This is a genomic window from Alteromonas sp. KUL150 (assembly GCF_009811475.1).
In the GTDB taxonomy this organism is placed as follows: Bacteria; Pseudomonadota; Gammaproteobacteria; order Enterobacterales; family Alteromonadaceae; genus Alteromonas; species Alteromonas gracilis.
The window spans coordinates 1-22001 of record NZ_BLIJ01000018.1 but is presented as its reverse complement, the minus strand read 5'-3'; the positions used below and the strand labels follow the sequence as shown (position 1 = coordinate 22001).

The window sequence follows — 22001 nt, the reverse complement described above, 5'->3', positions numbered from 1 at the left end:
AGCACGTTAAGTTCTCCTTCAGCTTTTGTTCATCTTTTTCCATCAACAATGACACTGTCATTATCGATTGGAAAAGGATGGACAGATGAAAAAATTACTACTCGCACTTGCCACATATTCCGCTTTTACCGCAGTGCAATTGAATTTCACTGCGCCTGCGCATGCAACAATTGAATCAGACTCGCCGTTAAAAGCCGTTGAGTCTAAAGAGTATCGCTACGACAAGCCCTTTGTTCCATCGGCGTCGCTTGAATCGAAGACCACAGATACTGTAAATAGCCAACGCGATGAAATTCAGTCTTCGGATGGCGCTCTTCATCAAGACGCGAATATTCTTGAAACTGGAAAACACACGCAACATTTGGGCATCAATAAGTCTTTTAGCGACATTGTCGTTAGCAGTATTAATGAATTTTGGATTTACGAAAGCTGGGTATCGTTAGAGCAAGATATTGACTACGATGGCTATCACTCTACTTTTTCAATCGAGTTCGACGCCGATACTATTTTTACACGCGCCCCTGTTTATGCAGTTTTATACCTAGGTAGAAACGATGTTTATGAAGCTATTCATGTGACGTCTGACTTTTACATCTATTCAGAAGATTCCACGGACACGTTTACAATTGAAAGTAATCTTTTATCTGGGTACGCTCCGGGTGATTACGATATTTTACTAGAGCTTTATGACGCAGATACAGAAATGCTAGTCGCTTACACAGATGCCTACGATGATAGCGCTCTTGCGTATGTTCCTCTTGAAAGTGAAAACTACGAGCACGTCGAAGAAGAGACAGTTGTGGTCGTTGAAGAGCACGGTGGCACATGGACTTTTCTCACGCTCGTTATGCTAGGTGGAGTAGCATTCATACGCAGATTGTCGGTAAGAAGCCAAAGATAGATTGAGTACACAGCGTGCAAACTGATAAGGCTGCAAATTATTGCAGCTTTTTATCGCCTGCTCTCGCAGCCTCGATGCCAGCATTCAGCGCCAATAGGTTTATTTGCTCCGCTATTCATTTGATTACTGTAAGTACGGTATTAATGAGTTCACTTTTTTCATTTAGCTCAGAAATTTTAGTAGATGTCTCTTCTATACTTTCACCTAAGCTATGAATATCATCCACGGTTTTTTGTACTATCTGATTACCTGCGCTTGCAAGCTCGTTACAGCTTTTAGTTTTGTCTGATGTTTGTACAGCGTTGTGAGATACTTCTTCAGTGGCCTTTGACATTTGACTTAACGCGGCTGATACCTCTTCAATTTCGGCCAATTGAAGCTGAGTTTCACTCACATTCATATATTTATTTTTGGCAGAAGCGCAACATTGTTTGGTACTTCTGTACAATCGATGCCAGAATAAAACTAAGTTACCGTTTGTTTTGGACGCGCGTATATGCCTGCAAAATATAATAAAAACCAAAAGTCCTCGCCAACACGACGAACCCTGTTAAAGGGTGGACTGGCTTTCGGTTTGACTGCGGGCGTGACTCCTTTTGCTATTGGAAAGCCTAAACCCACACTTCGTGTAATGGGTACCCACGTAACGCTCCAAGAAGATATACGACAGCGGGCGATGGAAGACTTGGGCATAAACATAGCATTTGAACCCGGCGGCAGTGCTAGAGTTCTTCAGAAGGCATCGATGCTCCCAAATTCATTCGATCTCTATGAGCAGTGGTCTAACAGCATCAACGTACTGTGGCGAGCTCAAGCTATTCAGCCAATAGAAAAAAAGCGTCTGCTATATTGGGAAGAAATAAATAACCTTACCAAGACCGGTAAACTCACGGGAAATGCAAGAGAGGGAGCAGGCGATGCACCGCATAAAATCCTTCATGTTCAAGGCAACGGATCCTTGGGCGAAAAGCATACAGATGGAATTAGCTTCTTACCCTACGTACACAACGTTGACTCTTTTGGCTATGACACAACGAAACTTCCTGTGGAACTCCAAAGTGAAGAAGAAAGCTGGGGATGGTTATTAGACTCTCGATATTCAGGTAGAGTGGGTATCGTGAATGATCCAACGATTGGTTTGTTTGACCTAGCGCTTGCCGCACAGGCCAAAGGCTTTATACAATTTGAAGATATTGGTGCCATTACTGAATACGAGCTGGATGACTTATTCAACCTTCTTATAGAGTTAACGCAATTAAATCATTTCAACGGATTTTGGACATCAGTCCCTGAATCGGTTGAGTTTATGAAAAGTGGCAGAGTGTCTATTGAAAGCATGTTCTCGCCCGCTGTATCAGCACTTAATGGTCAAGATATTCCTGTGAAATTTGCTGCGCCGAAAGAAGGTTACCGTGGCTGGCACGGCGTAATGTGTTTATCTTCCGCTACACAAGGACGAGCGAAAGACGTCGCATACGAGTACATGAACTGGTGGTTATCTGGCTGGCCTGGCGCATTTATCGCTAGACAGGGATACTATATTTCTAATCCTCAGCGCTCGGCTTCCTATTTATCGAAGCCCGAATGGGATTATTGGTACGAAGGAAAAGTAGCATCAGAGCCGTTGAAGGGAACCGACGGAAAGATAAGTGTTAAAGCCGGCGCACAGCGCAATGGCGGCAGTTATGAAACCCGTTTGAGTAACGTCGCAGTTTGGAACACAGTTATGCCTACGTATGAATATAGCTTACAAAAGTGGTACGAATTCATTACCGCATGATCTCTCTGGAAGAAGTATCACTAATAAAATGGAATAGGGTTCTGTAAGTTCAAATGTTATCGTCAATTCGCATACAGCTTATCACCGTTTTTCTTGCGCTAATCACTTTGATTCTGGCACAGAGCTTTATTGCTCGTAAAAATCAGGATGTTTTGAGTAAAGGAGTTTCATCAGCAGCTAACGCAGTTATCAATGTCGGCATTGTTAAAGAGTTAGAGCGTGATGTTGTAGACCTACAAAGAAACGTACTTATTTTTAAAGAAAACGCCAGTAAGTCTGCGATCACACGCTTCAGCAGGCTGATGGTAACAATAAACAGCAAATTAGACACGCTAGACGCTGCGGAGCAATCTGGAAGCAAAGAGGGCGACAGGTATATTCTTTCGAGGATGAGAGAACACCTAAATGCTTATCAGGAGAACTTCTCACAGGTCGTCAATGCCCGCTCCGAGAGAGACAATTTAATAGCCCAAGGCACACTTTCAGATATTACTTTTTTCAACACATTGTTAGATGAAGCCCTAGCAAAAGGCGAAGTTTCCGTTGTTTCGGTGGAAGAAGCGAAAACTCTTCTAATTCGTGCTGAAAACGCAATGCTAAAGTATCTAATGAAGCCTGATATGAGGTTTATTCAATCATTTAACAAAGCAGCCGATTCCTTAAAGAGTCTCAACTTTTCGGAAAACGAGCGCCTTCAACAAAGAATAAAGTCACTCACGGCTAAACTAAAGGGCGACTTCTTTAAACTGACTCAGCTCATTCAAGGCAATTTATTTCTCGTCAATGTGGTCATGGCAGGCTCAGCCAACGAATTTCTTTACCTAAGTGGTGAGCTAGCTAAGCAAGTCACCGCGAATTCTGAAGTTGCCACACAAAGAACGTATCAAATAGCCAAGCATACTCAGCAAAACGGTGAGGTATTCTCCCTTATAGCGATACTTCTCGCACTGTCAGCAGCGCTCTTTTCTACCTTTCGTATTCTTGGTCCTATCCGTTCCATTACTTTGGTCTTTAACAAGCTTTCTAAAGGCGTTCAAATCGCTAATATTCCCGGCAGTAATCGCAAAGATGAGATTGGTAAATTAGCAAAAGCAGCGCTGGTATTTAGCGATAAGAATCGCCAAACTGAAAAGCTTTTACATGAAGCGCGTAACATGAATACGCAGCTGGAGGGTTTAAACAGTGCTTTAACAGAGTCGAAGATAAAAGCAGAGCAGGCAACTGCGTCTAAAAGTATGTTTTTAGCCAATATGAGTCACGAAATCCGTACTCCGATGAATGGCATTATTGGTCTGATAGAACTTGCTCAACAGCAAACGCTTTCAAATACGGTAAGAGGATACTTGGATAAAGCAGCGTATTCAGGCCAAATTTTAATAAGCGTGATAAACGATATACTCGACTTTTCAAAGATAGAAGCTGGCAAGTTAAAAATAGAAGAAGTAAGTTTCTCCTTGCATTCACTGTTCGATAACTTGATAGCAGTTATTGCACTACGCGCCAAGGAAAAGAACTTATCCGTTCACTTTACAGTTAACCCTTCGCTTCCCCCGCAGGTTATTGGCGACCCATTGCGTATAGCCCAAATCATTATGAATATTGGTAATAACGCCGTTAAGTTCACCGAGCAAGGTCATGTTGACATAGTGTTTAACGGCACATTAAATGAAAAAGGAAATGTGCTTAACCTCATAATGGAAGTTACAGATTCAGGCATAGGCATGAGTCCATCTCAACTGGATAGAATTTTCAAACCATTCACTCAAGCCGATGGGTCGACGAACAGGAAATATGGCGGTACTGGCTTGGGACTCGCTATTGTAAGCCAGCTCACAGAACTTATGCAGGGGCGCCTAGATGCGACGTCTACAATAGGTAAAGGCAGTACATTTAAAATTGAGCTGCCTTTGAAAGCGTTTAAAAACCAGGCAGGCGTCTTGGCTCAAACCCCTCAGCTTCCTTTAGATAGCCTTTATATTACTCAAGCGCCCTTGCTGCCATTGGCCTATTGTCATCAAATTCAGCTCTTGGAACAGCGACATTTATCGATTGAGGAAGCGAAACAAATATCCGACCTTCCCGAATTCATTATTTTTGACGTACAAAATTTCACTACCTTTAGAGAAAACCTTACTTGGCTAAAAAGTTTACACGAAACAGGCAAGTCGGTAGGTCTGGTGTTCGAGACAGCGGGTACTGCGCTTCAATCAAAATACGATTCGCTGTGGGACGGACCGTCAATTATGCATCCGTTTACGCCAGCGCAGTTCGATCGTTTTATAAATCAAGTGATCTCGAAAGACGCCAGAAATGACAATACGAAGTTTGATCATGAAACCATAAATACTGTGCTTGAAGGCCACGTGCTGTTGGTGGAAGACAATAATATCAATCAACTCGTAACAGGCGAGATGCTGACAAATCTTGGGCTTACTTTCGATATCGCAGAAGACGGAAAACAGGCTGTACAAAAAGTGGAAAATGCACCGCAATATGACCTCGTATTAATGGATGTTCAAATGCCCGTTATGGATGGTTATGAAGCAACAAGGATACTTCGTGAGAAAGGTTTTACCGGTGTACCTATTATTGGCCTTTCGGCAAATGCGATGAAGGAAGATAGACAAGGGGCACTTGATGCCGGTATGAATGACTATCTTACCAAGCCCATTAAGCAAAAGGCGCTTGTTGCTATGCTTAAACAATACTTAGGCAAACGATTAGATGGTTAACTTTATTTGATTATCAGCTTCATCAAATAAAAAAAGGATTACCTCAAATGTGAGGTAACCCTTTTATTTATCTACTTCATTAGCCAGTTAAAGCTGAAGTATTTTCGTTTACAGTGCTTTAATGGTCTCGAACTGCTCTTTAAGTTTAGCTAGGGCTTTTTCACCCTCGTCCAACTTCGCACGTTCTTTCTCAATTACCGCTTCTGGCGCATTACTTACGAACTTCTCGTTACCTAATTTGCCACGGGTACGAGATACGTCTTTCTCGATTTTCTCCATCGCTTTAGTAATACGGGCAAGCTCTGCGTCTTTATCGATAAGCCCTGCCATTGGGATAAGAATTTCCATCTCACCCACAAGCGCTGTGGCACTGGCTGGTGCTTCTTCACCGTCTTTTAATATCGTAACGGTTTCAAGCTTAGAAAGCTTGTCTAGGAATGCCTTAGCCGCATCAAGACGACGGGCGTCTTCATCGCTTACGTTTTTAAGTAGCGCATTAAGTGGTTTGTTTGGCGAGATATCCATTTCACCACGAATATTACGAATACCTACGATAAACTTCTTCACCCACTCAATGTCTGCAAGCACTTTATCGTCTTGCTTCGCCGCATCAACTTCTGGGAATGCCTGAACCATAATGCTTGCGCCCTCTTCCACCTTAAGCGCACTCAGTGGCACAACGCGCCGCCAGATAGTGTCGGTAATAAACGGCATTAGCGGGTGCAACAAGCGAAGCAGGCTTTCTAGCACGTTAATTAGTGTATGGCGGGTACCGCGCTTTTCAGCTTCAGTGCTGACGTCATTGCTAAGCACAGGCTTAGTGAGCTCTAGATACCAGTCACAGAACTGGTTCCAAGTAAACTCGTAGACCGTTTGCGCAGCAATATCAAAGCGGTAGTCTTCAAGCGCTTTTTCAAACTCAACCAGCGTTTGTTGGAACTTAGCCCAAATCCAGCGATCGGCCATACTAAGCACCATTTCGCCCCCGTCACGGCCTGTATCGTGCTCTTCTGTGTTCATCAATACGAAACGGGATGCGTTCCAAATTTTGTTACAGAAGTTGCGGTAGCCTTCAACACGGGCCATATCAAAGTTGATATCGCGGCTGGTTGACGCCATCGCTGCAAAAGTAAAGCGCAATGCATCTGTGCCGTAAGCCTGAATACCGTCAGGGAACTGTTTACGGGTACGCTTAGCAATCTTCTCAGCAAGCTGAGGCTGCATCATGCCCGCAGTGCGCTTAGTCACTAGCGACTCAATATCAATACCGTCAATCAAATCGATTGGGTCAAGCACGTTGCCCTTCGACTTTGACATTTTATCGCCGTTCTCATCACGGATAAGGCCAGTAATATAAATATCTTTAAACGGAATCTTGCCAGTGAACTTCTTGGTCATCATGATCATTCTGGCAACCCAGAAGAAGATGATGTCAAAGCCAGTTACTAGCACTGAAGACGGTACAAAGGTTTCAAGATCTGGTGTTTCTTCTGGCCAGCCCATGGTCGCGAACGGCCATAGCGCACTTGAGAACCAGGTATCTAGCACATCGTCATCTTGTGAAAGGGTTACGTCACTGCCTAGGCCATGTTTCTCACGCACTTCTTCTTCGGTGCGGCCAACAAAAACGTTACCGTTTTCGTCATACCACGCTGGAATGCGGTGGCCCCACCACAGCTGACGTGAAATACACCAGTCTTGAATGTTGTGCATCCACTGGTAGTAAGTCTTATTCCAGTTCTCTGGCACAAAGCGAATTTCGCCACTTTCAACCGCTTCAATCGCGGGCTTAGCCAGAGACTCAACGGCTACATACCATTGGTCAGTTAGGTATGGTTCGATAACCGCGCCCGTTCTGTCGCCACGTGGCACCTTAAGCTTATGCGGCTCAATCTTAACCAATGCGCCTTGTGCGTCTAAATCAGCCACTATTTGCTTACGGGCGTCGAAGCGATCTAAACCGCGATACGCTTCTGGCGCATCGTCGTTAATTTTCGCATCGTCAGTAAGAATATTGATCATAGGCAGGTTATGACGCTTACCCATGTCGTAGTCGTTGAAGTCGTGAGCTGGCGTAATTTTAACGCAGCCTGTACCGAATTCTTGGTCGACATAGTCATCGGCAATAACCGGAATTAAACGGCCAGTAATCGGTAGCTTAATTTCTTTGCCGATAAAGCCTTGATAACGCTCGTCATCCGGGTGTACCGCAACCGCAGTGTCACCTAGCATGGTTTCAGGGCGCGTTGTCGCAACCACTAGTTCACCGCTGCCATCCGCTAGCGGATAGCGCATGTGCCACATGTGGCCGTCTTCTTCTTCGTTCAGTACTTCTAAGTCAGATACTGCAGTGTGAAGCACTGGGTCCCAGTTAACCAAACGCTTACCGCGGTAAATTAGGCCTTCTTCGTGTAGTTTAACGAACACTTCAGTGACGGCTTTAGACAGGTCTTCGTCCATGGTAAACACTTCGCGAGACCAGTCAGGTGACGTACCTAAGCGGCGCATTTGACCGGTGATCGTACCGCCGCTGTGCTCTTTCCATTCCCACACTTTTTTGATGAAGTCTTCGCGACCTAAATCGTGGCGCGTCTTGCCTTGTGCATTAAGTTGGCGCTCTACCACCATTTGGGTAGCAATACCGGCGTGGTCGGTACCCACTTGCCATAGCGTATTATAGCCTTTCATGCGGTGATAGCGGGTTAAGGCATCCATAATGGTCTGCTGGAAACCATGGCCCATGTGAAGGCTACCGGTAACGTTTGGTGGCGGAAGCAAAATACAATAAGGGTCGCCGCTACCTGAAGCTTTAAATAAACCCGCCTCTTCCCATGACTTGTAGCATTGCTGCTCGATGGACTGCGGTTCGAAGGTTTTATCCATTACACACTCTCAAATTGAAGCTAAACGCGAATGAGCTATGCAGATTTAAACTGCATATTGCATCCAGCTTGCTGATAGTTTTTGTATCTCACCCGTGCGGCCTGTTTGGCATTCTCGTCCACGGGTACAAAATCGATGATTTGACGATGCTGGTTAGGCGAAGGCACCATGCCGGAACCCACATTTACCACCATTTGTCGTCTGGCTACCTGCTCTGGCCGCCAACAAATTTCCACCGGCGTTCCCGACTGCGGCCCTTCACCAAAAAGATTATGGGGCACGAAGCGGTCAGCCGGTAGCTGCCACAACAATTCATCAACTTCTTCAGCTTGCGCCTGTGTATCGCACAACACGCTAATTTTTTGCTTATTGGCAAACGCTGACGCAATGACTTCACTGGCGCGGCCTGCCACACCATTGTCACTGCTGGTAAGTTGATAAAATATCACTTGTGGCATTTATGATTAGTCCTCTAATTTGATATCTGCGCGGTTCATCAAGAACTGAGACAGCATTGGCACTGGACGGCCTGTTGCGCCTTTGTTCTTGCCACTGCGCCATGCCGTACCGGCAATATCAAGGTGCGCCCAGTTGTACTTTTTAGTAAAGCGTGACAGGAAACAACCCGCTGTGATTGACCCTGCAGGGCGACCACCAAGGTTTGTCATATCGGCAAACGGACTTTCAAGCTGCTCTTGGTAATCATCCCATAGCGGTAGACGCCATGCGCGATCTGAGCTTTGCTCCGATGCATTTAGTAGCTCGTGAGCAAGAGGGTTATGCGTGCTCATTACTGCCGTTGCGTGATGACCTAGCGCAATAATTGCCGCGCCCGTTAGCGTAGCAACATCAATAACAAGCTCTGGTTCGAAACGCTCTACATAAGTTAGTGCGTCGCACAATACCAAACGGCCTTCTGCATCAGTATTAAGCACTTCAACGGTTTGGCCCGACATGGTCGTTAGAATGTCGCCTGGGCGGTATGCTTTACCGTCTGGCATGTTCTCACAGCCTGCTAGTACGCCGATAACGTTAATTGGCAGGTTAAGTGCAGCGATGGTATGCATTGTGCCAAGCACGCCTGCAGCGCCGCCCATGTCGTACTTCATTTCATCCATGGCTTCGCCTGGCTTAATTGAAATACCGCCAGAATCAAAAGTAAGACCTTTACCAACAAGCACAATAGGTGCTTGGTCTGCAGCACCGCCGCGGTGATGCATAATACTCATCATGCTTTCGTTGTCAGACCCACGACCAACCGCTAAATATGCCTGCATACCTAGCTCTGCCATTTGGGTTTCATCAACCACTTCAGCAGTGACACTGTCGTATTGGCTAGCTAGCTCTTGCGCTTGTTGCCACAGATAAGCGGGGTTACAAATGTTTGGTGGCATGTTGGCCACGTCTTTAGTCACTTTTGCACCACGAGCAACGGCCAAGCCATGCTCAATAGCACGCTCGCCCACCGTCAGTTCGCGACGGGTAGGTACATTAAATACAATTTTACGCAGCGGGCGGCGAGGCTCGCCTTTTTTCGTTTTAAGCTGCAAGAAGGTGTAAAGCGTGTCTTCCGTTGCCTCGACAGCTTGGCGCACTTTCCAATAAGTATCACGGCCTTTAACGTGAAGCTCGGTAAGGAAACACACTGCTTCCATTGAACCCGTTTCATTCAACGTTTGAATGGTTTTGGCAATGATATTCTTATACTGACGTTCATCTAATTCGCGCTCTTTGCCACAACCGACTAGAAGCACGCGCTCGCTCAGTACGTTAGGTACATTGTGTAGCAACAACATTTGACCCGCTTTACCTTCAAGGTCCCCACGGCGTAACAAGTTGCTGATATAACCTTCACTGATTTCGTCTAGTTGTTCGGCCACCGCCGTTAGGCGACGCGGCTCGAAGACACCCACAACAATACATGCACTGCGTTGTTTTTCAGGACTGCCACTTTTTACACTAAACTCCACGATATCACCTCGCTTTTCGTCGTTTATGGTTTGCACGATGACTAAAATCACGTAACGTTTCGCGCTGCTTTATGTTTTAATACGCAGCATAACTTTTTAGTTCGCTGCAATACACGCTTTCATGCCTATTGAATATAGGTTAATTTTGCGTCAAAACACCGTGCAAACGGTTTATGATTGCAGGCAAAACTTGTAAAAACAGTAAGTTTAAACAAAATTGTGCATTCTTTCACTAAAATTCCTAATTTTCCGGAAGGGCTGAGATGCTGATATTCCGCTATTTACTTAAGGAAACGCTGAAATCTCAGTTAGCGATTTTCTTCATCCTAATGGCCATTTTTGTCACCTTGCGATTTGTGCGCGTTTTAGGCGATGCATCAGACGGTGACATTCCCGCTGGGCTAGTGCTTGGATTCTTGGGTTTATATGCCCCCATTCTCTCATCTTTGGTGCTGCCCATCAGTGCTTACTTAGGCATAATGCTGGCCCACGGCAGGCTTTATGTAGACAGTGAAATGACGGTGATGCGCGCCTGTGGTATCAGTGAATGGTACGTTACGCGGGTGATGCTATTTTTATCTGTGCTCATCATGGTAGTTACTGGCGCGATCACACTGTATTTCGCGCCTCTGGCTGCCGAAAATGAATATCAACTGCGGGAAAAAGCGCGAAACGAGGCGGGACTTTCGGCGCTGATGCCTGGCCGGTTCCAACAGACCGGTAACGAGAAAGCGGTTATTTTTGTTCATGATGTAGACAAGAGTGACACTTTACAGCGTGTTTTCCTGTCGCAAAATCAAACAGCTGACAGCGAAGGCGATGTCCGCGTTGTGTATGCGCAAACTGGTGAAGTGGCTAATAACCCTGACGGCACGCGAAACCTTGTATTAAAAGAAGGGGTGCAGTACGAAGGCAAGCAGTCTGAAAAGGCCTTCCGTAAAGTTGAGTTTGATGAATACCAGATTCAGATAGCCGATAAACCTGCAGACGAGACCCGTCGCAAGGTAAGTGTTTTGCCCACCAACGAGCTTTGGGAAGACGACAGTATTGAAGCTAGAGCAGAGCTTCAATGGCGTATTGCTATCCCCTTATCCATCCCATTTTTAGTGCTTATTGCCGTTCCTCTTAGCGCCGTTGACCCGCGTCAGGGGCGCTTTGGGAAAATGTTCCCTGCCATTTTACTTTACCTTGGCTACTTCTTACTACTACTTGCAAGCAGACGAGTATTAGAGGACGGAAAAATGCCGCCCCAGCTTGGTTTGTGGTGGGTTCATACCATTATGCTGATAATAGGCGTTATGCTTATTGTGCGAGACAGGAAAACTGGCACAGAGCTTCGCGCTTGGATATTGAGGAAGAAATAGATGTTTAAGATCCTCGATTTGTATATAGCGCGAACGTTGTTGGGCACCATAACCGTCACTCTTAGTGTTCTTATTGGTTTAAGTGCACTTATTAAATTCGTGGAACAGTTGCGCAAAATAGGCGAAGGCGACTACGACATGCTTGCCGCGTTTATCTACGTACTACTAAGCTTGCCCCGTGATTTAGAACAATTTTTTCCTATGGCTACCCTGCTTGGCGGTCTTATTGGCATGGGCGTTTTGGCCAGCAACAGTGAGCTCGTGGTCATGCAAGCATCGGGAATGAGCCGCTGGAATATCATCAACTCGGCCATGAAATCGACGCTTGTTATGATTTTACTGGTGATGGCCATAGGTGAATGGGTAACGCCTTACAGTGAAACCAAAGCTAAACAAATAAGAACAGAAGCCATTTCGGGCGGAAGTTTATTTTCATCTGACAAGCTTGTATGGGCAAAGGATGGAGACAGGTTTGTGAGCATTGGCCAAGTGCTGAGCCAAGACTCGCTAAAAGATGTGAGCATATTTAGTTTCAATGCTGACCTTTCACTAGACAGTATCACCTATGCTAAAAATGGAGAGTTTGACGGCGATGGCTGGTGGCTAAACAGCGTGGAAGTAACCCAGTTTACAGAAACCAATGTCACGTTAGATGAAAGCGATCGTGTGCGCTGGAACTCGACCCTTACTCCCGATAAATTGGGGATTGTGGCGGTTAAGCCCGAAGCATTGTCTATTACTGGCCTGCTTGATTACGTGAACTATCTAGATAATAACGACCAAGATCCATCTCGCTATGAGTTAGCGCTGTGGCGAAAAATCTTTCAGCCTATATCAGTTGGCGTTATGTTGTTGATGGCGCTGTCGTTTATATTCGGACCGTTGCGCAGCGTGACTATGGGTGCTCGCGTTATTATGGGCGTACTAACAGGTTTTGGCTTTTTTATATTAAACGAAGTATTTGGCCCCGTGAGCTTAGTATATCAGTTGCCGCCGTTCCTTGGTGCTTTGCTACCAAGCCTGCTGTTTGCTGCCGTCGCAGGTATTATGCTAAGGCGATAATCAAACAACAACGTGACTTACGCTTGGTGTTTTGAAAGCTTACAGCACATATAAAAAAAGAGGCTTCGCCTCTTTTTTTTAATACTTTTTTTCGTATTAAAGCTTATATACTCACTACCAGTTGACCGATAGATTATCGTCGCTAGTAAGTGATAGCCTTCTAAAATATGTTTCTCAAGCCAACCAAAACGCACGCTACCAACTTTTGTGATCGTTTGCCTCTTTGCTTAATTTCAACACTTCTGTTTTCGCTAGACGGTCTTGCAGTGACTGTTTATTCTTAAAATCAAATAAGACCAACAGAGTACCGAGACCACCTAGCGATGCAAAAAGTCGAATGAATAAGCGAGGCCAAGTCATGGGCTCTTCAACGGTGCTATAAATCCGCAAGCGCCAAGCTCGCATACCTAATGTTTGCCCACCTCTGCGCCAAAACCACAAGAAAAAACCAGCTATCCACAAGCCTACCCAAGCTTGAATAAGCAGCTTATAGCCAAACGACGCCTGAATAAGGTCAGCGGGCTCCGCGTACCCCTGTAAATCGAGCGTACCGTTTTTTAACATAACCACCAGCGTGACTATCATCACCATCGCTGCGCACATGCCTACGGCGGTTGCCACTAGGGTGTCGTAAACCATAGCAAGTAACCTGCGGATAAACCCCGCTCGCTCAAGGGTTTCACTTTCTGAGTCTGCGCTACTAGCACTTTCATGTTCAGCAGTCGTCGACGATTTTGGTGCCGATAGCCTTTTCTTAACTTTCTTATCGTGTCGTGCCACGGGTATCTCTTCACATCATCATTTTCGATATATATTTTGACACAAGCGCCCTGTAGCTTAAACACAATAAGCTACACTAAATGTCATTAATAAAATGATTGATAAATCGATGACTGCACAGTTATTAAAAATAATGCATCCAAGTACCGCATTCATTCGTTATGGTTATTAAAACTGATAACGGAAATCATAAAGTGACCACATTAACTTTTGCAAAAACATTAACTGCTAGCGCTATATTACTCGCAACTGCGCCCACACTCGCCCTCGATGACCCAGAAGGTGATATTGAGCATATTCGGGTACGCGGTGACTCGTCGGTAAAAGATGGAGAATTTATTTCTGCTTCTCAGGGATGGGTGTCGGGTGACACTATGATTGACCGCCCAATGCTACGCGCTGGTGAAATATTGGAATTTATTCCGGGTATGATGGTGACGCAACACAGCGGTTCAGGGAAGGCCAACCAGTATTTTCTTCGCGGTTTTAATCTTGACCATGGAACCGATTTTACCGTAAGCGTTGATGGAATGCCGGTCAACATGCGTAGCCACGGCCACGGTCAAGGATACAGCGACCTAAACTTTATAATTCCTGAACTCATCGACAGCCTTAGCTACTTTAAAGGTACCTACTATGCCAACATTGGCGATTTTTCTAGCGCAGGCGGCGCGATTTTTAATTTGAGAGATTCCCTTGAAAATAACCAGGTATTCTTAGGTTTAGGCGAGTTTGGATTTAAGCGCGCCGTTGCACTAAACCAGTTTGAAACAGGAGAAAGCCGCGTTGTTACGGCTTTAGAATATCAAACCTATGACGGCCCATGGACTGATGTTGACGAAGACGTAAAAAAGAAAAACGCTCATATTCGATATATTACGCCAATGTTAGATGGCCAACTTACCATAACAGGCATGGCTTATGATAATAGTTGGAATGGCGCCGATCAGGTACCAGAGCGTGCTATTCAAAGCGGCTTAATAGACCGCCTTGGCTCTATCGATACCCAGGTTGGTGGGGAGTCTTCTCGCTATAGCCTATCTGCAAACTACGCTAGCGACACATGGAACGCCTCTATTTATGCCATAGACACTGAGCTTAGTTTATTTTCTAACTTCACTTACTTCCTCGATAACCCTGAGCGAGGCGATCAGTTCGAACAAGCTGATGATAGAAAAATCTATGGCGGTGAAATATTCACTACCCTCCCCTTCGCTATTACAGAAGGGAGCAGTATTACCTTGGGCGGCCAGTGGCGCTTTGACGATATCGACAATGTAGGCTTGTATCGCACTCAAAATTTAACCCGGTTTGGCACTGTTAGAGAGGACGCGATAGAAAGTAACAGCTATGCACTTTTTGCTCAGTCCAATATTTTTCTAAACGATAGATTAAGCCTGTCGTTAGGCGGTCGTTATGATTACTTAGATGTTAACGTAGATAGCGATTTAGACGCCAACAGCGGTAGTGCTGACGATGGTATTTTTACGTTAAAAGCAGGCCTGAAATACTTGCTGTCTGAACAGCTCACCGCATTTGCCAATATCGGTCAAGACTATCACTCAAACGACGCGCGGGGTGCAACTATTACTGTAGATCCGGTAAGTGGGGATGCAACCGAACCATCACCGTTACTAGTGAAGTCTCTTGGTTATGAAGCCGGGGTTAATTTTACCGACAATAGAACTTATAACGTTTCAGCTGCATTGTGGCGACTAGAACTAGATAGTGAACTTGTTTATGTCGGCGACGCAGGCTTCACCGAAGCGAGTCGACCATCAGAAAGACACGGAATAGAAGTAAGTGCCTACTACTGGGTTAATCATCATTTAACAACTGACATTGAAGCTGCTTGGACAAAAGCAAGATTCAGCGACAGCGTAGAAGGCGAAGGCCGCCATATTGACGGTACAGTTCCGGGCGTTGTGAGCGCGGGCCTCACGTATTTTCAAAACAGCAACCAGCTTGGATTTAGTTATACGCTGCGAGGTCGTTATTTAAGTTCTCGTACGGTGGAAAGCTTCGATGAAGTTTCACCGCCATCAACGTTTTTAATGAACGCACAGGTCGCTTATCGTCAGCCGATGTGGGACGTGACTTTAGAAGTGTTGAACGCCCTTGATAGTGATGATCATGATATCGACTACTTTTATGCGTCGAGACTTCCTGGCGAACCTGAAGATGGCATAGAGGATTTGCACTATCACCCGGTTGAACCACGAAACGTTCGTCTTACTGTTTCCTTGAAATATTAACCGTGCATAAGCTTTTAATAGCAATAGCGGCGTAGGCCCTTTTGACGCCGCAATATTTTATGTGAATGTTTAAAAAGCGTGCTAGTTTAAATACTTAGAAGCAGCATTTTTCGAAAGTCAGTATCATCGTGAGAATGGTGCCATAACAATAAAAGGTAGGAGCAACGATGGAACATGAAACTTTGTTCCCTTTGCTGTGTAAAACAGCAGACGGTGACAAAAAAGCCTTCGCAGAGCTTTATAAAATAACCAGCCCACAGCTTTATGCAGTTGCTTTAAAGCTACTAAAACGGCCAGAGCTTGCCGATGAAGCCACACAAGATGCTTACATTAAAATATGGCATAACGCAGGCAATTATCAGCGAGGCAAAGGCACCGTGCTCACTTGGATGGTAAGCATTGCGCGCTATCGGGCACTGGACTTAATTCGCTATCACAATGTAAGAAACGAAGTTGAGCTAAACGATGATGCACCATCGGGAGTAGAGAGCTCACAAAATGTTAAACTGGGTGCAGAGCAAGCTAAACTAGCCGCGTGCTTGGATGAATTAGACGGCCCTCAGCGCCAAGCTATTCATTTAGCTTACGTTAACGGTATGTCTCATCAAGAAGTGGTGAGTCACTTGGCCTCGCCCCTTGGTACAATTAAAAGCTGGATAAGACGAGGCTTGCAGAGCTTGCAGAGGTGCTTGTCACTATGAATTATTTGAAAGAAGAACGACTTAATGCACTGGCAGCGGAATACGTTGTTGGTACCCTCAGAGGTAAAGCGCGCACACGCTATCAAAAGTTAATGATGCAATATCAAGCGGTGAGCGATGCAACGGCCCAATGGGAACAATATCTAACCGGCTTTGCGGAGACGCTCCCGCCTGTGACGCCGCCAGACGACGTGTGGGAAAACATCCAAGTAAAACTTGGACATAAAGCCGCTGACGACGCAAGCGTAGCTAGCGATACACAACCTTCTAGTAAGTCTGGCGAGGTTATCGACTTTGAGAAAGAAAAGCAGAAACGCTGGAAGAACTTATCGTTCATATCTACAGCTGCAGCAATGGTGTTGGCCGTATTACTTTTCGTCATGCAGCCTGTACCAGCTCCTGTCGTTTCGCATATTGCCGTGGTCAACAACGCAGACAACACGCCATTGTGGGTAATAGAAGTTTCAGGCGATAGTATGAACGTTAAGGTGACTGATGCCTTTGTTGCCCTTGCAGATAAAGACTATGAACTCTGGATGGTACCAGCAAACGGCGAAGCACCGATTTCGCTCGGGCTTTTGCCGGAGGCTAACGGAGATACTCGGGCGACACCCGACATTTTACTTAGTCAAAGTATCGCAGCCCTGGCTGTTAGTTTAGAAGCGCCAGGTGGTTCGGTGACTGGCTCGCCGACCGAAGTACTTTATATTGCTCCTATTGTGTCAGTTTAAGTTTTCTAGCAAAAAGCGACACATCTTAAGGCCACTGTTTATGTGGCCTTTTTTATATCTAAACTTTCTGTAAAAACTTTTTTTCATTTTTTTAAATTATTTTGCATCTAAAGCCAAAACTCAGTCGTTTAACTTTTGAACTCATAAAAACAGAGAGACTCGACATGATCCAATTTAAACGCAAAACCTTGTCTTTGGCCGTTGCTGTAACGTGTGCAGCCATAACAGCGGGCGCAGTTGCGTCAAGCCATAGAGAAGCACCGAACATTACTCGTCATCCAGCGCTAGACAGCACTGACTTCTACGCATTTAACAGTTATGAACAAGGCCGAGAAGGCTACGTCACCTTCATCGCAAACTACATTCCATTGCAGGATGCATACGGCGGCCCTAACTACTTTGCTATGGATCCAAATGCCCACTACGCCATTCATATCGATAACGATGGTGATGCTGTAGAAGACATTAGCTTTGTTTTTAATTTTAATAACATGCTAGCTGCTGATAATGAAGGTATAGCGCTACCCATCGGCCCAGAAGGCGATAAAAAGATGGTAAAAGTACCGCTTAAAAACGTTGGCGGTATCAGTGCAGATGATTCAAGCGCAGCAAACTTTTCAGAAATGTACAGTCTTACTATGGTCAGTGGCGACATTAAAACAGGTACGCGTACAACGCTAACGCCAGCCATGGGCGATATGTTTAAAAAGCCCCTTGATTATATCGGCAATAAAACCTTCACAAGCGAAGCGGAATACGCCCGTTATGCCCAAAGCTTTATCTATTCGTTCAGCATCCCTGGTTGCGACGACATGGCCAAGGTATTCGTTGGGCAGCGTAAAGACCCCTTCGTCGTAAATCTGGGTAAAACTTTTGACCTTGTAAACTATGTACCTGTTGAAGGTGACAGTGCGCCGGGTGCAGGTGATGGCCAAGGGTTCCCGGGCGGTATTACTCAAAGCGCGATGAACGATGACTTGGCAGACAAGAACGTAACGGCACTTTCTATTGAAGTGCCTGCTGCGTGTGTGACTGGCGAAGGAAACGGCGTAATTGGCGGCTGGACAACGGCAAGCTTACCTCAAGCTCGCATTCTTAACCCAGATGCGACGTTTGAAAAACCAGAAACTAACGGTGGAGCGATGACACAGGTTTCTCGTCTAGGAAGTCCACTTGTGAATGAACTGGTTATTGGTATCGGTGACAAGGATAAGTTCTCAACCTCTCACCCTAGCAATGATGGTCAATTCGCTGATTATGTGACTCACCCATCACTGCCTGAGTTACTTAACATTCTTTTCAAAGATGCGGTAAATACCACGCTGGGTACGGAGATTGAAACTCTTGCACCAACTAACTTCCCTCGCACGGACTTGGTAACAGCGTTCCTAACTGGTTTCCCAGGTGTTAACCAACAAGCTACCGTAACTGCGTCTGAAATGCTTCGCCTAAACACTGGAATTCCAGCAACACCTGCTGAATCACAGTCGGCCTTTGGTGTAGCAGGAAATGACTTAGCAGGTTTCCCTAACGGTCGCCGCCCAGGTGATGACGTGGTGGACATTGCACTTCGCGTAGTAATGGGACGCCTATGTCACCCTATTCCAGTAGCAGGTGAAGACACTGATTTAGGTTTATGTGCACCAGAAGATGCAAGTGTGGGCACCGTACCTTTCACTGACGGCGCACCTGTAGACGCCAGCATGATTGATAACGCATTCCCTTACCTTAAAACACCGCTTGCTGGTTCAGAATAAGGAACGCAATTATGCCTATGAAGAAAACATTATTTAATCATGACTCCAGCCAATTTTCGATTGCGCGCTTTGCTTCAGCGAACGCTCGCTCTCGCCGAGTTTGGGTCATATCGGGATTGGTATTAGCGCTTTCGGGCTGTTTTGACAGCGATGATGACGACGATTACACGCCACCCGAGGAAAATGTGGCACCAGTAGCGGTGGATCAGATGCTGACGACGCAAGCTGATATTGCCTTTGACGGTACGTTAACTGCGACAGATGAAGATGGCGATTCGCTTACCTTCGGCCTTGGAGAAAACGGTAGCTTAGGTAGTGCTGTAGTTAACGCTGATGGAAGCTTCACTTACACACCAAACGCTCAGGTAACAGGCAGCGATAGCTTTACGTTTACCGTGTCAGATGGTGTAAACCCTGAGGTGACTGCATCGGTTTCTGTAACCATAGAAGCTCAGCAGGTATCGTTTTCTAGCTATACCCGTGATGCATTTAACCAAGCCCCTACCGACGAACCACTACCAATTAACGGAAGAGAGTTCACACAGGATGCTGATGATACGACTTTCGACGATTTACTCATCGATTAACAGTCTGGATCGGTAGCGGAAAACAGTGTCAACCGTAAAGCCATGGAAGGCTTTTTTAAAGGAAACGACAATGCAGTTTATTAAAACGTTTGCTTTCACCCTCCTATTTTCAAACCTAATGCTTATTACCGAATCTAACGCAGCAAACATTCAAAACGAAGCATTAAATTACAATACCGTGATAGCAACCTGGGAGCCCCAGCACGCATCAATTAAAGGCTTTGATGAAGCAGATAAACTTTTATCACAAAGCCGATATCTTTTTGCACAGGGCAATGAACGGGAACGTGTAGAACGCTTTACACGTGCAATGCGAAATAACTATGACGCATTAAATCTAGGTCAAAAAGAGCGTCTTGTTGTTCTTGAAGCTAGGTTACTTCAAGGTATTCATAAATTTGAGCAAGCCGAGCAGCATTTAGCACAAATATCACATTACCGCTCCCCAGCTGCGCATTTGCTTCTTGCAGATATCAATATTCAGCGGGGCAACGCAAAACAGGCAAAACAATATTGCGAACAGTTAGTTGGAAAAACCAGCTTCTTGATTGCCTTTACCTGTATGGTAAACGCAGATTTTTCGCAAAACGCTGAACCTAGGTTACTACAAAAGCTTAAAGCATTTGAAATATATACCGGTTCAGCCACACATACTGAACAAGAATGGTTTTATGAAGTGCTTGCAGACATGACGCTAGAATTAGGCAATGCTGAAGAGGCACTTCAGTTATTAGGCAAAACGGAATTCTCACAGCTTCCGATTAGCGCTTTGCTGGTTTGGGCAGAAGCGCACACTTCGCTTGGCAATTTTAAAATCATAACCGAGACTTTAGAGGCCTCTGTACCTGACATATCTACTGCCGATGACGGCTTACTCCTTCAATGGGCTAAGGCAGAGCGAGCACAGGGCATTCAAACCTCTCCTGTACAATCTCAGTTAGCTAAAAATATGGAGATTCGCGTTTGGCGTGAAGATAGCTCACACGCGGCACAAGTCGCAACTTACTTTTTAGAGGTAGAACCAAACTATGCCCTAGCTTTAAAGTTTGCCGAACTTAACTGGCAATATGCGCAAAATAATAGCGATAAGCAATTGCTAGAGCGGGCACGACAAGCAAAGGCGGTATCCACTGATGTGTAGCACTATCCCTTTTTTCAATAAAAAAAGTATAAACACGCTTATTGCGCTATTCATGTTTACACTGCTTAGTACTGACGTCTTATCTCACGAATTGAGCAACGGGTATTTAACTCTTAATAGCACTTCAGACAATGCGCTAGCGGGTGAACTGTTATTAAAACCCGAAGATATCGGTCGCGCTGCTGGGTTAGATATTGATAACAACGGTAGCCTTACGTGGGGCGAGGTGAATCGACACCACAGCTTGGCAAACAATTATATACAGAGCAATGTTGTCATCAGTGATAATGGCCAGCGCTGTGCGCTCAGTACAGCGCCACCATCTATGAAAAACATATCCGCAGAATCGGTGTTGGCCTATCCACTTCAAGTTACTTGCGCAAAGTTAAACGAGCTAACCGTGCAATACACAGGCATTGTCGCGGACTTTCCTACCCATAAGTTACTCACGTCGATAACGCTAAACGACTTTAACGGAGTATATGTATTAGACAGCGAGCGAACATCAATTACTGTTTCCCCTCTAAACAATGACTGGCTCACTCAATTTGGTGAAATGGTATACCAAGGTATTTGGCATATTTTCATCGGGCTTGACCACATTCTCTTCTTGGTTGCTACCTTACTTACCGTGAACCTTCGTCGAAACAATAACCGCTGGGAAAGAGCGGCAAGCAAAGCGCGTATTTTTAAAAATACGGTGATACTTGTGAGCACATTTACTCTTGCTCATTCAATAACCTTAACGGCCACAGCGCTCAATTTCATTACGCTCGATAGCCGTATAGTAGAGTTAGGTATCGCCTTATCGGTAGCCATCACCGCATTAAACAACATGTTTCCGATCATCATGCGATTAGGATTTATCACCTTTGGCTTTGGACTATTACATGGAATGGGATTCGCCAGCGTGTTTGGTGACCTCAACGCCCAGTCGGGCAGCTTGGTAATGAACGTATTGGCCTTCAATTTAGGGGCTGAAATAGGTCAACTCGCCATTGTTTCTTTGTTGCTACCCCTGCTACTGGCTATTCGAAACGTAAAGGTTTACGCCAAGGCAATAATGCCAATTGCATCTTCAATCATTGCGGTAATTGCACTTAATTGGACGCTTCAGAGATGGTAGCAGCGGCAAACCTAGTTATTAATTGAAAGATAAGAGTAAGGTTATACCGAGTGACAAAAAATAAGAAATGGCTGAAGCGGCGAGCGCCTTTGGACAATCTTTCGGCACTTAGTCATAAAAAGCACAAAAAGTAGTTGTATAGGCGCGCGGCATCGCTATAATGCCAAGCATCAACACCACGTTGATGTCTATACACTATGCCAGTGTGATGGAATTGGTAGACATGACGGA

General features: G+C 45.4%; 17 protein-coding genes and 1 pseudogene. 12 read left to right on the top strand and 6 right to left on the bottom strand.

The genetic code is table 11. The annotated features are described in order from the left end of the window. Positions 1–85: 85 nt before the first annotated feature. Positions 86–901 (top strand): choice-of-anchor H family protein, encoded by an 816-nt coding sequence (locus GVO62_RS03515; protein ID WP_159117761.1) that lies wholly within the window; start codon positions 86–88, stop codon positions 899–901. A 49-nt stretch (positions 902–950) separates the two neighbouring features. Here the strand turns inward: GVO62_RS03515 and GVO62_RS19660 are convergent. Both GVO62_RS19660 and GVO62_RS03510 read right to left on the bottom strand, forming a co-directional pair. Further along, positions 951–1037: pseudogene (locus tag GVO62_RS19660) on the bottom strand (methyl-accepting chemotaxis protein); the annotation flags it as partial. Beyond that, positions 1017–1301: a hypothetical protein gene (locus tag GVO62_RS03510; RefSeq protein WP_159117760.1), complete on the bottom strand. Its 285-nt coding sequence runs from the start codon at positions 1299–1301 to the stop codon at positions 1017–1019. The pseudogene GVO62_RS19660 and the gene GVO62_RS03510, both read right to left, overlap by 21 nt. A gap of 96 nt (positions 1302–1397) precedes the next feature. Here GVO62_RS03510 and GVO62_RS03505 point away from each other — a divergent pair, with 96 nt between their 5' ends. Both GVO62_RS03505 and GVO62_RS03500 read left to right on the top strand, forming a co-directional pair. After that, a complete protein-coding gene (locus GVO62_RS03505) occupies positions 1398–2681 on the top strand; it encodes an ABC transporter substrate-binding protein (RefSeq protein ID WP_159117759.1) in 1284 nt (427 codons plus the stop codon). 53 nt (positions 2682–2734) lie between these two features. Next, positions 2735–5413: a hybrid sensor histidine kinase/response regulator gene (locus GVO62_RS03500; RefSeq protein ID WP_159117758.1), complete on the top strand. Its 2679-nt coding sequence runs from the start codon at positions 2735–2737 to the stop codon at positions 5411–5413. A gap of 108 nt (positions 5414–5521) precedes the next feature. On the opposite strand, the gene GVO62_RS03495 is transcribed toward GVO62_RS03500, so the two are convergent. The 3 genes from GVO62_RS03495 to pepA are packed head-to-tail and all read right to left on the bottom strand — an operon-like array spanning position 5522 to position 10266. Beyond that, a complete protein-coding gene (locus GVO62_RS03495; protein WP_159117757.1) occupies positions 5522–8296 on the bottom strand; it encodes a valine--tRNA ligase in 2775 nt (924 codons plus the stop codon). Positions 8297–8331: 35 nt separating this feature from the next. After that, the gene (locus GVO62_RS03490) at positions 8332–8754 is read right to left on the bottom strand and encodes a DNA polymerase III subunit chi (protein WP_105929440.1); all 423 of its coding nucleotides are present in this window, start codon (positions 8752–8754) and stop codon (positions 8332–8334) included. Between the two features lie 6 nt (positions 8755–8760). Then, positions 8761–10266, bottom strand: a complete 1506-nt coding sequence (gene pepA / locus GVO62_RS03485) for a leucyl aminopeptidase (protein WP_105929652.1) — start codon at positions 10264–10266, stop codon at positions 8761–8763. A gap of 263 nt (positions 10267–10529) precedes the next feature. Here pepA and lptF point away from each other — a divergent pair, with 263 nt between their 5' ends. Further along, positions 10530–11630 (top strand): LPS export ABC transporter permease LptF, encoded by a 1101-nt coding sequence (lptF, locus tag GVO62_RS03480; protein ID WP_159117756.1) that lies wholly within the window; start codon positions 10530–10532, stop codon positions 11628–11630. Beyond that, on the top strand, positions 11631–12692 hold the full coding sequence (lptG, locus tag GVO62_RS03475; protein WP_159117755.1) for an LPS export ABC transporter permease LptG: 1062 nt from the start codon (positions 11631–11633) through the stop codon (positions 12690–12692). 195 nt (positions 12693–12887) lie between these two features. Here lptG and GVO62_RS03470 read toward each other — a convergent pair whose 3' ends face one another. Then, entirely contained in the window at positions 12888–13472 is a 585-nt protein-coding gene (locus GVO62_RS03470; RefSeq protein ID WP_159117754.1) for an RDD family protein, read from the bottom strand. 161 nt (positions 13473–13633) lie between these two features. Between GVO62_RS03470 and GVO62_RS03465 the strand changes: the two genes are divergently transcribed. The 7 genes from GVO62_RS03465 (at position 13634) to GVO62_RS03435 (ending at position 21770) form a co-directional block, all read left to right on the top strand. After that, positions 13634–15727: a TonB-dependent receptor gene (locus GVO62_RS03465; protein ID WP_159117753.1), complete on the top strand. Its 2094-nt coding sequence runs from the start codon at positions 13634–13636 to the stop codon at positions 15725–15727. A gap of 167 nt (positions 15728–15894) precedes the next feature. Then, a complete protein-coding gene (locus GVO62_RS03460; protein ID WP_159117752.1) occupies positions 15895–16428 on the top strand; it encodes a sigma-70 family RNA polymerase sigma factor in 534 nt (177 codons plus the stop codon). Beyond that, positions 16425–17159, top strand: a complete 735-nt coding sequence (locus tag GVO62_RS03455) for an anti-sigma factor (RefSeq protein WP_159117751.1) — start codon at positions 16425–16427, stop codon at positions 17157–17159. Before GVO62_RS03460 ends, GVO62_RS03455 begins: the two co-directional genes overlap by 4 nt. Positions 17160–17323: 164 nt before the next feature. Further along, a complete protein-coding gene (locus tag GVO62_RS03450; RefSeq protein ID WP_120962006.1) occupies positions 17324–18916 on the top strand; it encodes a DUF4331 domain-containing protein in 1593 nt (530 codons plus the stop codon). Positions 18917–18927: 11 nt separating this feature from the next. After that, entirely contained in the window at positions 18928–19503 is a 576-nt protein-coding gene (locus GVO62_RS03445; protein ID WP_159117750.1) for an Ig-like domain-containing protein, read from the top strand. 70 nt (positions 19504–19573) lie between these two features. Beyond that, complete coding sequence (locus tag GVO62_RS03440; protein ID WP_159117749.1) at positions 19574–20644, top strand: hypothetical protein; 1071 nt, start codon at positions 19574–19576, stop codon at positions 20642–20644. Further along, on the top strand, positions 20637–21770 hold the full coding sequence (locus GVO62_RS03435) for a HupE/UreJ family protein (RefSeq protein ID WP_159117748.1): 1134 nt from the start codon (positions 20637–20639) through the stop codon (positions 21768–21770). Before GVO62_RS03440 ends, GVO62_RS03435 begins: the two co-directional genes overlap by 8 nt. Positions 21771–22001 lie beyond the last annotated feature (231 nt).